The organism is Sphingopyxis sp. UBA6723 (assembly GCF_002454115.1).
Taxonomy (GTDB): Bacteria; Pseudomonadota; Alphaproteobacteria; order Sphingomonadales; family Sphingomonadaceae; genus Sphingopyxis.
In genome coordinates this window covers 98,813-111,312 of sequence record NZ_DKIH01000004.1, presented here as the reverse complement: position 1 = coordinate 111,312, position 12,500 = coordinate 98,813, and the positions used below count along the sequence as shown (strand labels likewise).

Sequence of the window (12,500 nt, the reverse complement as noted above, 5' to 3'; positions counted from 1 at the left end):
CCGCCTCGCTTCCCTACGCCTTGGCCAGACTCCAGAATATCTCGGCGGATGGGGATTGTCGTCCGCGCGGCCGATACAGCCTGACATCGACCGGAATGTCCCAGTGTGCATCGCCCGCCCGCACCAGCGCACCCTGTTGCAGATCATCAGCGACGATGCTCAGCGGCAACCAAGCCAGTCCTTTTGCGTCCTTTGCCATGCGCGCAAGGATCAGCGTGTGCGATGTGAATACCGTCGTAAAACGCCCGCGCGTCGCTGTTGCATCCAGCATCGCCGAAACGATGCGATCCATCCCTGATTCAGCGCCATAGGCTAACATATTAACCGGATGAGTGGCGTCATCCGTCAGCGCGTGCAGGGGAGCCCTGTCGGTTCCTCGTGGAGCGCTGACTGGTACCAGCGCATCTGACCTAAGCGAAATCGACTGGAAACCTGCGCCGTCGAGAACCGAGGGAGCGTCGGGATGGAAATAGCACAGACAAAACTGTGCTTTTCCGCTCAACATCATCTGTTCGGACGTCCCCATATTGTCAGCGGTGAGCTGGATCGGAATCTCGGTGTCGGTCTTTGTCTGAAGTGCCGCAAGCCATTGTGGAAAGAAGCTCAGCGCCAACGCGTGCGTAACGAGAATTTTGACCATCGACGCCGAAGTGCCGGCAATTTCCTGCACCTCGCGCCGACCATGCTCAATGTCGCGCAGAACCGTTTCTGCGATACTGGCGAAGCGTTTTCCCGCCGACGTCAGCACCATCTGGTGCGTGCTGCGGTCGACAAGTTCGGCGCCGAGCCATTCTTCGAGCGCGCGAATGCGGCGGCTGAAGGCCGGCTGGGTAACGCAGCGTGCCGCGGCTGCGCGCGAGAAATTCCCCGCGAGTATCAGGGCGCCGAAATCCTCAAGCCACGCCAGTTCCATTTGCTTATGTTCCTTCGGCCGCTTGGAGCTTTTAACTCCGGGACACGCTGTGCCTACCCCTCCTGATCAGCATGGATTGATCCATATTGCGCATTGGAGCTGCGTTCGCCCAATTGGCAGGTTGTTGACAGCGCTGCGACTTGCATTGGCGGGCGTTGGCTTAGAAGACACGCTGATTGAGGGAGCAAGCAATGGGTTTCAACATTTTGCGGCAGGAACGACGAGGCTGGGCCAGTCAGGCGACGCTGTTGACGACCGCGATGCTTGGCGCAGGGATCATGCTCAGCTCTGTGCCGGTCGTCGGCGCCGAACCGGGGCCGACGCAGACGGCCGCGCTCGTCCCGCGCGACGCTCTATTTGCCTCGCTTGCCTATTCCGAACTGCAGATCAGTCCTGACGGGAGACAGCTTGCTTTTCTCCACCCGCTGAATGGCGTCCTGAACGTCTGGGTCGCGCCGCTCGACGATCCCAAGTCGGCAACCCCCGTCACCCGTTTTGATACCAGGCCGCCCGACAGTTTCCAGTGGAGCCCCGACGGGCGGTACATCGTGGTGCTCAAGGATGTCGGCGGCGAGGAGCATAGCCAGCTCTGGGTCGCGAACCTTCAAAAGCGCACGGTCACCAACATGACCGCCGATCCGGCCGTGCAGACGAAGATCGTGAAGCTTTCAAAGCGCCGCCCGGGCGAAATCCTGGTTGGCATGAACATTCGCGACCGCCGCTATCGCGACATCTACCGGATCGACCTCGCGACGGGGCAGCGGACCGAGGTGTTCCGCAACGAGAGAAACTATATCGACGTCGTCGCCGATCCCGATTTCAATATCCGGCTGGTCGTTCGTGGCAATGTCGACGGCTCTTCGACCTATCTCCGTCTTGACCCCGCTGGGCCAAGCGAGTTAATGACGATCCCGCTCGCCTCGCTACGCAATTCCAGAATTTTGAGCCTCGATAGCAAGGGCAAGCTGTTGATGTTCGACAGCCGGACCAGCGACAAGGCGAACCTCGTCTCGGTCGATCTCGCCACGGGCAGGCAAGTCTTGCTCGCGGCATCGGGACGTGCCGATATCGTCGATCCGCTGTTCGACGAAGCCAGCGGCACGCTGCTCGCGACGCGCGAAGACCCGCTGGTCAGCGAATGGACGGTGCGATCGGAGGGCGTGCGTGCCGAGTTTTTGGCGCTTGAAGCAGCGGCGGCCGGGCCGTTCAGGATTGTCGATCAGACCGCCGACAACGCGCGCTGGCTGATCCTCGAAACGGTGCCGAACCGCCCCGATCGCTATAGCTGGTGGAACCGCAACGACCGGACGCTCGTGCCGTTGCTGTCGACGCGGCCCGACCTCGACAAACAGGCGCTGGCCCGCCGCATCCCGGTCACGATCGCTTCGCGCGATGGCCTGACTCTGCCCAGCTACCTGACGCTTCCGACCAACGCCAAACGCGGCGCCGACGGGATGCCGGTGACGCCCGTTCCGATGGTGTTGCTCGTTCACGGCGGTCCCTGGCTGCGCGACGATCTGGCGTTCGACCCGCAGCACGCCTGGCTCGCCGACCGCGGCTATGCGGTGCTGTCGGTGAATTTTCGTGCGTCGGGGGGTTTCGGCAGCGACTTCATGGTGAAGGGCGACAGGAAATGGTCGGAGACGATGCACGACGACCTGCTCGACGGGGTGCAGTGGGCGATCGACAAAGGGATAACGGCGAAGGATCGCGTCGCGGTGATGGGGCTGTCCTACGGCGGCTATTCGACGCTCGTCGGGCTAAGTTTTACCCCCGATACCTTTCAATGCGGCGTTGACCTGGCCGGTCCCAGCAATCTGGTGCGACAAGTCGCCGCCATGCCCGACTGGTGGACGTGGCAACGTCCGCAGTTCGTCAACCGCGTCGGCGACCCGGCAACGCCAGAGGGTGCGGCGGACCTGATGCGTCGCTCACCGATCGCGCGCGTCGATGCGATCTCAAAGCCGCTGCTCGTTACCAATGGCGCCAACGATCCGCGCGTCTTCCCCAGCCAGTCGGAAGAGATCGTCGAGGCGTTGAAGGCGCGCGGCAAGCCGGTGACCTATGCCTTCTATCCCGACGAAGGACATGTCTATGCGAAGGATGGCACCAACATCTCGTTCGCCGCAATCGCCGAGCATTTCCTGTCGAAATGCCTTGGCGGATCGGCCGAACCTTATGGCGACGATCTGGTCGGGTCACGCGTCGAATTGAAGGCAGGGGCGCAGTTCGTCCCCGGTCTCGAAGCGGCGCTGGCGGCCATGGCGAAGTGACGGGCCGCTAGGGTTCGCCCAGATACTTGGCGAGGTTCGCGTCGAGCGGCGGCCGCCGCCCGGCCGCTTCGGCCACGTCCATCCGCAGATAGGCGTTCTGGACATAGCGGATGCCGGCCCAGCGCAGCGGTTCGACCTCCCAGTTCGGCGCTTGTTCGCGGACATAGGGCACGTGCGGATCGGGTGCACGTCCGTTCACCAGCCCCGCGAGCGCCCGCGCGCAGATCGCGCTGGTGATGACGCCGTGGCCGGTATAGCCATAGCTGTGACCTATGCGCTGGACGGGGTCGAAATGGACGGTGGGCAGCCAGTCGCGCGGGATACCGAGATAGCCCGCCCATTGGTGCGTGAATTCAATCCCGTCCAGCGCGGGCCACCATTCGGTGAGCCGGTCGCGGATCCAGTCGAAATTCGCATTTTCGCGCAGCGCGGCCTCGTCCATGTCCGATCCATATTGATACGGCGCGCCGCGACTGCCGAACAGTATGCGCCCGTCGGCAGTACGGGTCAGGTAATTGGTGGTGTGGACGTAGGAGGACAGGCACTCGCCGCCGCGCCAGCCGACACTCTCCCATTGCGCGGCGGTTAGCGGCGCGGTGAGCATGATCGTCGAGGCCATCGGGATCAGCCGGCGGCGATAGCCGGGCTGCGCAGTCATATAGGCTTCGCCCGCCAGCAGCACCGCGCGCCGGGCGCGAATGGTGCCGCCCGCAGTGACCAGCGCGGGCGCCGCACCCTCGACCGTTTGCAGTACCTCGCTGCGCTCGTAAATGCGGACGCCGCGCCGTTCGAGCGCGCGCGCGAGGCCGCGCACAAGGCGGCCGGGATGGATGGTCGCGCCGGCGCGAAGGCGCAGCGCGCCATGGACGTCGGTTGCATGTACCGCTGCCTGCGCCTGTCCGGCATCAAGTAGCTCGCAAGCATCGGCCATCCCCAGTTTACAATACGCATTATAGGACTGTCGGATCGAGGGCAGTTGCTCTGCGCTGCGGGCAAGCGTCAGCACCCCGACCCGATTGAACTGGGCATCAATGCCTTCCTGTTCGCAAATCCGGCCGACCTCGTCGATCATCGCCTGCTGTGCGACCAGCATCGCGCGGGCGGTCGCGGCGCCAAAACGGCGGGTCAATGCCGCGGGGTTGATCGGAAAGCGCGGTGAACACCAACCGCCATTGCGCCCCGACGCGCCAAAACCGCAAAACTGACGCTCGACGATTGCGATCGACAGGTCCGGGTTGTCTCGCAGCAGATAATAGGCGGTCCACAGACTGGAGAAACCGCCGCCCATGATCGCAACGTCGACCGTATCGTCGCCAGAAACGGCAGGTCGCGGCGTCAGATCGTCGTTACAGCTCGCGAGCCAATAGCTGCCGATATCGGCGGGTGAAACGGTTGCGCTCATCGGGCTGCTCCGACCTCGTCAAAGACAATGAAGATCTTTTCGCTATCGCGCAGGATTTCCCAGGTTCCGCCGGTACGCGGCGGAAAATAAACAGTGTCGCCGCCGGTGATGTGCAAAGGCTCGCCATCGTCGGGCCGGAAGATCGCTTCGCCGGCAAGGAAATGGCAGAACTCGGCCTCGACGACCTGTCGGCGCCAGACCCCAGGAGTGCAATGCCAAACGCCATGGCGGCTTGCGCCAACCCCCGGCATCGCGACTGAACGCACCTGCGAAACCGGTTCGCCCAGCGGCGCAGCGACAGGTGCAATTGCACCGATGGAGAGAAGTTCGTGAGAGCGGAATAGGCTGATCGGATCAGCGGTCATTTGCGGCTCCTTTGATCAAATGGGGTGGCGGACCCGGCTGAGGAAAAGGCGAGTGCGGTCGGTTTTCGGGTTTGAGAGAAATTCAGCGGCCGGTCCCTGCTCGGCGATCACGCCATTGTCGACGAACAGGATGCTGTCCGCCGCCTCGCGTGCGAAGGCGATCTCATGGGTCACGACGATCATCNNGCGCCGAGGTTGGCTCGTCGAGCAGGATTGCGCGCGGCTCCATCGCCAGCGCCCGCGCGATGCCGACGCGCTGTTGCTGGCCGCCCGACAATTGACGCGGGAAGGCGTTGGCGTGTGACACCATGCCGACCTTTTCGAGCAGCGCCATCGCGCGTGCGGTCGCTTCGGCGATTGGCTGGCCGAGCACATGGACCGGACCTTCGACGATATTCTGGAGTGCGGTGCGATGCGGGAACAGATTGAAGCGCTGGAACACCATGCTCACCGCCGCGCGGACCTGCGGCAGCGAGTGCGGCGTCACTGGTACGCCGTCGACCTCGATCGTCCCCGCATCATGAGCTTCGAGCCCGTTGATGCAACGGAGGATGGTCGACTTGCCTGACCCCGAGGGACCGATCAGACACGTGACCTCGCCCGCCGCGACGTCGAAGCTCACGTCGCGCAAGACTTCGCGCGTGCCAAAAGATTTGCGGACGCCGCGCAGCCTGATCATTTGGGCGCGAACCGGCGTTCGAGCGCGCGCACGCCCGCCGCCATCGGCAGGCTGGCGGCAAGATAGAGAAGGGCGATCAGCAGATAGACGGTGCCGTTCTTGAAGGTTGAGATCGCGAGCAATTGCCCCGCGCGGGTGAGTTCGGCGATGGTGATTGTCGAGGCGATCGACGAATCTTTCAGCAGCATGATCGTCGTGTTGCCGAGCGATGGCAGCGCGGCGGGGATGCCGAGCGGCAGCACGACGCGGCGCATCAGCACCGGCCAGGTCATGCCCAGCATCGTGCCCGCTTCGATCAGATCTTTGTCGACCGATGACAACCCGCCGCGGAAATTTTCGGCCTGATACACCGAATAGGCGAGGCCGAGGCCGAGCACGCCCGCTGCAAAGGGCGGCAGATCGATGCCCCATTCGGGCAGGACGAAATAGATGCAGAAGAGTTGGACGATGATCGGGATACCGCGGATGACATTGATGATCGTGCCGCTGATCCAGCGCAGCGGGGCAAAGCGCGAATAGCCCATCAGCACCCACACGAGACCGAGCGCGATGCTGACGATCAGTGCGGCGCCGGTGAGGAGGAGGGTGATGCCCAGGCCGCGGATCAGGACCGGCAGGAACAGCACGGCGTCCGCTAGAAATTCCTGCATCAGCCAAGCTCCCAATGTTGCAGAATCGCGGGTATTTCTGCTGCCTTCAGGCGCAGAATCGCGGCGTTGAGGCGCGGAAGCAGCCGATCGCCCTTGGCGACAATCAGGCAAAGATCCTCCTCGACCGGCGGCGTGAACTCGCTGGCCATGCGGACGGGCCGCTTTGGGCCAACCCGAAGCTGGTAGCGCAGGATCGGTTCGTCGCCATAGCCGGCGTCGATCCGGCCGTTGGCGAGGTCGCGAACGATTTCGCCCAGCCCGTCATAGCTTTTGACGCGCGTGACACCAGCGGCGTGCAGCTGATCGACGAAGCGCGTTCCGACCTGCGCGCCCACCCGCATCTCGCGCACCGCAGCCAGCGCCGGATAGGAACCGCGGTCCGCCTTCCGAACGACAAGTCCGCCGCCATAGGAAAAGACCGGTGCGCTGAAATCGACGATTTCGGCGCGTTCGGGGGTGCGCTGCATCGCCGCCGCGATCATGTCGATCCGCCCCGTCGTCAGCGACGGGATGAGCGCGGCAAAGGGCGCGGCGCGATAGTCGCCATTCATCCCCAGTTCGCGCAAAACGATCTGCGCGATATCGATCATCGCGCCCGTCAGTTCGTTGGTCGCAGGATCGACATAGCTGAACGGAACGCCGGTCGGCGACGAACCGACCCACAGTTCGCCCGGCGCACGCGGCTGAGGCGCGCATGCGGAAATCGGCAGAGCGGCGATCATCCCGAGCATCGCCCGTCGCTGGATCGGCAACGCCGCCGGTCGGGAGTGCTCGATCATCGCGGCTGCCGCGCTAACGGGCCTGCGGCCGATATTCGAGCGTCGTCGTCGACCGCGCCGTTTCGCGTATCCTGTCTGGCGACAGTTCGATCTTTTTGAGCTCGTTGGTCTCGTGCATCATGGTTTGGTCGGTGAGGTGCGGGTTGCCCTTGCCGTCGGGACCGATGAACAGATTCTGCCCGCCCGCATCGACGACTGAATAGAGCGCACGCCGGTCGGCGCCGATTTCCATCAACCCGACCCAGCTTTCGCCGCCATTGTGCGGCGCCATCGTTGGCCCGAGGCGCAGGACCGCGGACAGGCGCTTTTCGGGGGCATCCTCGGCCATCTGCGGCCGTTCGGGCGTTTCAAGCGACGCATCGAAGTATTTCCAAAAGATCGGCTGCTTCCATTCTGCCATATCTTTGCCGGGGAAGCGCGGTTTGATCTCGGCAAGCGTTGCTTTGATCGATTCAATCAGAACCTCGGTGCGGTCGCGCCCGTTGAAATAGTCGATGCCCAGCGGCAATCCCGCTTTGTCGCCCTGAAAGGCGCGCAGCAGCAGGCTCGATTGATAGGTCAGGTATCGTCCCTCATCGATCTTCTTCCACCAGTCGCCCATATCGTCGCCAAATACGACGCGCGGCGCGACCTGCAGCCAAGCGCGATAGAGCGTGAGGCCTGGATCGTCATATTTATGGTCGCCGTCGCGGTCCTGATAGAGCCCGTTGAAGCCGAGCATATAGTCGGCCGCGCGCTTCACCTCGGGATCGTCGCTCGTCTCGATCGCCTGGCGCAGATAGGGGGCGAAAAAGTCGGGGGCGGCCTGGTTGCGATCGACCGCGCCGAGCGCGTTGAAAATCTTGCCGTTGAACTCGCGCATGTCGAGCAAGGTCAGCGACTGGCCCTCCTTCGCGAGCCGGTCGCCGAGCCAGGTCCGGAAGGTCGCACCGATCCGCGCATTGTCTCCTTCCTGCGACCAGGCCGTCGCCTTGCTGTTCCAGGAAAAGAGATAGCCTTGCCGCGGGTTGATCATGTTCGGCTTTTCATCGCGCGTCAGAAAGCCCGTCCAGTCATACTCGCCGGTGCCCGGGGTCGGCAACCGCGGATCGACCCCGGCCGCCTTCTTCGGGAGCGCTCCGGCCTCGAAATAGGCGATCGTACCGTCCTCGCCGCCGTAACAGGCGCCAAGGTTCCACCCGAGCCGGTCGACCCCCTTTTCGCGGAACTCGGCGAGGCTCTTGGCGCGGCCCATCTCGGCAAAGGCGACCCATGTGTCGAGCTCGCGCCCATGCACGCCCATCTGCTGCGCATAAGCGGTGCCGTTTTCGGCGTCCCAGGCGATTACCGGGCCGTGGATCGTCCACGCGAGGTCGTGCGTCACGGTTGCGCCGTCCTTGACCTTGAAGGTCTCGGTGCGGTGCTCCATGCGTTTCCATGCGCCCTTGTGCCAATACTCGTACCGGTTCTTCGGGTTGAGTTTTTCGGCAAACACGGTTCCGGCTTCGCTGCTGCCGGATACGAGCAACCAGCCGTGCTGTGCTCCGCGCCCCATTGTCGGCACGCCCCAGCCAGTCGAGCCGAACCCGGCATTGTCGAAACCGCCGCCGTGGAGGTGGATTTCGGGGCCGTCGGCGGTCGCTTCGAGCATCAACACCTTGCCGCTTGCGGACTTTTCGGGGCCGACGACCATGCAGCGGCTCGCGCCTTTCACCGGCTGGAGGGGCGTCCCCTGCGCGGCCGCCGCCGCGACGCCGCCGGACGGCAGCTGGACCGGCGCGAGCACCGGCGTCGGTGTGGGGCGGGCGGGGGCGAGGTCGTCGCCCGGAGGGATCGTGGTTGGGGAATCAGGATCGGAAATCGGCACGACGTCGTTGAAGATCTGCCACGCCTTTTCCTGTCCGTAGCGCGCGGTCATCTCTTTCAGGAACTTGAGGTTCTGGATCTCATAGCTTTCGCGGCCGAGCGGCGCGGCACTGATCAGCGCGAGATATTCGGTGAGGCTCCAACGTGTCGGCCTGATCCCCCAGCGAATGAATTCGAGCGGGGTCAGCCGCGCGGGGTCGGCATTCACTTCGTCGATGCGCTTGTTGATCCCGTCGACCATCGCCTGGATCATCTGGCGATGCTCGGGCGCCAGCGCCTTGTAGCGCTGCATCAGCACCGCGTCGGACAGCTTGCGGCCGCGCATCATCTTGTCGCCTTCGAGCGCCGATGCACCCAATAGTTCGGCGCGGCGGCCCTGCGTGTTGTGCCGCGCTAGCTCCATCGCGGCGAGGCGATCGGACGCGATCGCATAGCCGGCGCCGAACATCACCGCGTCTGATGTCTCCGCCTGCACGTGCGGCACCCCGAAATCGTCGCGGTAGATGCTGACCTTTTCGGCGGCGTTCGACTGCGCGGCCACGGCGAGGAGCAGGATGGTCGAAGCATGGAGCAAGGCGGCAGTCGAACGGCGCATCAAAGCGTCTCCCCGGATCGGTTATTTGGGCAGGAATGTCTCGGCCAAGGCGACCCACAGCGCCGCACCTGTCGGCGAAATGCTGTCGTCATAGGCGTAGTGCGAATTGTGCAGCATCACCGATCCTGGCCCCTCGTCGCCGTTCCCGAGGAGCAGGAAGCAGCCGGGAACGATGTCGAGATAGCGTGCAAAATCCTCGCCCCCCATCCCGGGTGCATCGAGGTCGATGAAGCGATCGGGGCCGACAACGCCGATCGCGATGTCGCGGACCCTGGCGTAAAGATCGGCCGGATTGTGAAGGGCAGGGTAGCCGCGTTCGTAATGAAGCTCGGCGGTCGCGCCGAACGATGCCGCGACGCCGGTGACGATTTCGCGCAGCCGCTGCTCGGTCGCGTCCTGGCTGGCGCGCGACAACGTGCGCACCGTTCCGCCCATGCGCGCCTCGTCGGCGATAATGTTGAATGCGGTGCCCGCCTCGACCTTGCAGATCGACACCACAGCGGCGTCCATCGGGTCGGTATTGCGCGCGACGATGCTCTGTACAGCGACGATGATCTGCGCCGCGACGAGAACGGGGTCGACCGTCAGGTGCGGGCGTGCGGCGTGGCCGCCTTTGCCCGACACGACAATCTCGAACTTGTCGGCGGCGGCATAGAGCGCGCCCGCGCGTCCCGCGAGCTTGCCCGCCGCGATGCCCGGCCGGTTGTGGATGCCGAAGATCGCCTCCATCGGGAAACGATCGAACAGCCCGTCGCGGATCATTGCGCTGGCGCCGCCATCGGGATCGCCGCCCGGCCCCTGATAGCCGAGCGATTCCTCGGCGGGCTGAAAGATCAGGTGCACCTTGCCGTCGAAATTGCGCGTCGCGGCGAGATGCTTTGCCGCGCCGAGCAACATCGTCGTATGCCCGTCATGGCCGCAGGCGTGCATCACGCCCGGCGTGCAGGACTTGTGGTCGGACTCGGCCAGCTCGGTCATCGGCAGCGCGTCGATGTCGGCGCGGATGCCGATTGCGCGATCCGACCCGCCGGCGCGGATCGTCGCGACGATGCCGGTGCCGCCGATGCCGGTCACGATCTCGTCGATGCTGAAGCTCTCCAGCAAGTCGAGGATGAAGCGGACGGTGCCGTCTTCATGGAATCCGAGCTCCGGGTGCTGGTGGATATGCCGGCGCCAGGCGGTCATGTCGGCTTCGAGTGATTTGAGGTCAACGGACATGGGGACGCACCTCCTGGCGCAGCGGCGAGGTCAGGCTAGGGCCGGCGCGCGCGCGGCCCCAATGCTTATTGGACATGGTTGCATGTTCGGCGGCGCTTTTCATCATCGGCTCTCTCACGGCGCGGCGTGCGCCGCGACCTGATAAAAGACCTGCGCGCCGGGGCCGAGGGGGAGGTCGAACGCGACCCACGCAACGACCATGGTGATTCCCGTGGCCATGAAGCACAAAGCATATGGCAGCATAAGCGCGAGCAGCGACCCAACCCCCATTGATTTGTCCCACCGCTGGCAAAAGACGAGGACGAGCGGGAAATAGCTCATCAGCGGGGTCATTATGTTGGTATAGCTGTCGCCCATGCGATAGGCCGCGGTTGTCATTTCAGGGCTGATGCCGAGCAGCATGAACATCGGCACGACCACCGAGGACAAGACGCTCCACTTCGCGGTCGCCGATCCGATGAATAGATCCATCACCGACGAGAGGAGCAGGACGCAGACGAGCAGCAGCGGCGCGGGCAGGTTCATACCCCGCAAATTTTCGGCACCACTGATGGCGATGATCGGACCGATACCTGACCAATTGAACATCGCGACGAAGTGCGCGGCGAAAAAGACGAAGACGAGATAAGGCGCTATGGTCTTGACCCCTTCGCGCATCATCGCGACGACGTCGTTCGATCCTTTCACTGTCCCAACAGCGCGCCCAAAGACGATGCCGGTGAGCAAGAACAGCAGGAACAACGCAGCAATGATCGACCCATAAAGTGGCTGCAGTCGGATGGGGCCTGTCGCATCCTGGTTGATGAACGGCGTATATCCGGGCCACAGGCACAGTGCTGCGAACCCCGCGGCGACGAGCAACGCGGCGATCCCGGCGTGGCGAAGCCCCCGCCGCTCGCCATCGTTGAGTTTGCCCTTTTCGAGGTCGGCGCGCAGTTCGTCGTCGATGACCTCGTTCCACGCGCCGAGCCGTGGTTCGACAATCCGGTCGGTGACAAGCCAGATGATCGGCGTAAAAAAGACTACGATCCCCAGAATGAAATACCAGTTACCGAGCGGGTTCATCGTCCAGCCCGGATCGACAATCCGAGCGGCTTCCTGGGTGAAGCCGAACAGCAGGACGTCGAGCTGGCCGGGCATGAGGTTCCCGGCGTAACCGCCCGACACGGCGGCAAGCGCGGCAGCAATCCCTGCGAGCGGGTGGCGGCCGACCGAGGCGAAGAGCACCGCCGCCATCGGGATGAGCACGACATAAGCGGCGTCGGCGGCGTGGTGCGAAACCATGCCCACCACTGCGATGATCGGGGTCATGTAGCGGCGCGGGGTGTTACGCAACGAGCCGCGAATCAGCGCGAAGAACAATCCCGATCGCTCGGCCACCGCGGCGCCCATCATGATCGTAAGAATGATACCGAGCGGAGCGAAGCCGGCATAGGTGCGCGGCATCTCGGTAAACAGCCGCGCGATATTGTCGGCCGAGAAAAGGCTCGACGCACGATAGGTCAGCACGCCGCCGGCCAGTTCCGCGCCGGCGGGCGCTTCCTTGCCCGAATAGGGCAAAGAAGCGCTCCAACCCAGCGCCGCGCCGATTGCCGATATGATCATCAGCACGACGATCAGGTAGAGGAATATGATGGTCGGATCGGGCAGCAGATTGCCGACGCGCTCGACGACGCCGAGAAAGCCTCTCTGGCGCGCGGGGCGGACGGTTTCGGCACTCATGATCGCGGCTTCCGAACCGGGCAAGGTGGATTCTCCTTCGAAAACGACATGAGGCCCGC

At 63.9% G+C, this 12,500-nt stretch carries 9 protein-coding genes and 1 pseudogene; 1 reads left to right on the top strand and 9 read right to left on the bottom strand.

Annotated elements, in window-relative coordinates:
• Positions 1-13: 13 nt before the first annotated feature.
• Entirely contained in the window at positions 14-913 is a 900-nt protein-coding gene (locus B4F07_RS02155; protein WP_293697924.1) for a LysR family transcriptional regulator, read from the bottom strand.
• A 191-nt stretch (positions 914-1,104) separates the two neighbouring features.
• Here B4F07_RS02155 and B4F07_RS02150 point away from each other — a divergent pair, with 191 nt between their 5' ends.
• The gene (locus B4F07_RS02150; protein WP_293697926.1) at positions 1,105-3,186 is read left to right on the top strand and encodes a S9 family peptidase; all 2,082 of its coding nucleotides are present in this window, start codon (positions 1,105-1,107) and stop codon (positions 3,184-3,186) included.
• 7 nt (positions 3,187-3,193) lie between these two features.
• Here the strand turns inward: B4F07_RS02150 and B4F07_RS02145 are convergent, their stop codons facing one another.
• The 8 genes and pseudogenes from B4F07_RS02145 to B4F07_RS02105 all read right to left on the bottom strand — a co-directional run bounded on the left by B4F07_RS02145 (position 3,194) and on the right by B4F07_RS02105 (position 12,465).
• On the bottom strand, positions 3,194-4,588 hold the full coding sequence (locus B4F07_RS02145; protein WP_293697928.1) for an NAD(P)/FAD-dependent oxidoreductase: 1,395 nt from the start codon (positions 4,586-4,588) through the stop codon (positions 3,194-3,196).
• A complete protein-coding gene (locus tag B4F07_RS02140; protein WP_293697930.1) occupies positions 4,585-4,953 on the bottom strand; it encodes a cupin domain-containing protein in 369 nt (122 codons plus the stop codon). The genes B4F07_RS02145 and B4F07_RS02140 overlap by 4 nt, the downstream gene beginning before the upstream one ends.
• Before the next feature lie 15 nt (positions 4,954-4,968).
• A pseudogene (locus tag B4F07_RS02130) lies at positions 4,969-5,632 on the bottom strand (amino acid ABC transporter ATP-binding protein).
• Positions 5,629-6,282: an amino acid ABC transporter permease gene (locus tag B4F07_RS02125; protein ID WP_293697934.1), complete on the bottom strand. Its 654-nt coding sequence runs from the start codon at positions 6,280-6,282 to the stop codon at positions 5,629-5,631. The pseudogene B4F07_RS02130 and the gene B4F07_RS02125 overlap by 4 nt, the downstream one beginning before the upstream one ends.
• A complete protein-coding gene (locus B4F07_RS02120) occupies positions 6,282-7,061 on the bottom strand; it encodes a substrate-binding periplasmic protein (protein WP_293697936.1) in 780 nt (259 codons plus the stop codon). Before B4F07_RS02120 ends, B4F07_RS02125 begins: the two co-directional genes overlap by 1 nt.
• A 13-nt stretch (positions 7,062-7,074) precedes the next feature.
• Complete coding sequence (locus B4F07_RS02115; RefSeq protein WP_293697938.1) at positions 7,075-9,501, bottom strand: penicillin acylase family protein; 2,427 nt, start codon at positions 9,499-9,501, stop codon at positions 7,075-7,077.
• Between the two features lie 21 nt (positions 9,502-9,522).
• Entirely contained in the window at positions 9,523-10,719 is a 1,197-nt protein-coding gene (locus B4F07_RS02110) for a M20 aminoacylase family protein (protein WP_293697940.1), read from the bottom strand.
• Positions 10,720-10,833: 114 nt separating this feature from the next.
• Positions 10,834-12,465 (bottom strand): AbgT family transporter, encoded by a 1,632-nt coding sequence (locus B4F07_RS02105; RefSeq protein WP_293697942.1) that lies wholly within the window; start codon positions 12,463-12,465, stop codon positions 10,834-10,836.
• Positions 12,466-12,500: the final 35 nt, after the last annotated feature.

What these genes read in the sequence shown, in the direction of transcription:
- B4F07_RS02150 (WP_293697926.1), top strand. Translation starts at nt 1,105, where the DNA reads ATGGGTTTCAACATTTTGCGGCAGGAACGACGAGGCTGGGCCAGTCAG.
- B4F07_RS02125 (WP_293697934.1), bottom strand. Translation starts at nt 6,282, where the DNA reads ATGCAGGAATTTCTAGCGGACGCCGTGCTGTTCCTGCCGGTCCTGATC.
- B4F07_RS02110 (WP_293697940.1), bottom strand. Translation starts at nt 10,719, where the DNA reads ATGTCCGTTGACCTCAAATCACTCGAAGCCGACATGACCGCCTGGCGC.
- B4F07_RS02120 (WP_293697936.1), bottom strand. Translation starts at nt 7,061, where the DNA reads ATGATCGAGCACTCCCGACCGGCGGCGTTGCCGATCCAGCGACGGGCG.
- B4F07_RS02155 (WP_293697924.1), bottom strand. Translation starts at nt 913, where the DNA reads ATGGAACTGGCGTGGCTTGAGGATTTCGGCGCCCTGATACTCGCGGGG.
- B4F07_RS02145 (WP_293697928.1), bottom strand. Translation starts at nt 4,588, where the DNA reads ATGAGCGCAACCGTTTCACCCGCCGATATCGGCAGCTATTGGCTCGCG.
- B4F07_RS02140 (WP_293697930.1), bottom strand. Translation starts at nt 4,953, where the DNA reads ATGACCGCTGATCCGATCAGCCTATTCCGCTCTCACGAACTTCTCTCC.
- B4F07_RS02115 (WP_293697938.1), bottom strand. Translation starts at nt 9,501, where the DNA reads ATGCGCCGTTCGACTGCCGCCTTGCTCCATGCTTCGACCATCCTGCTC.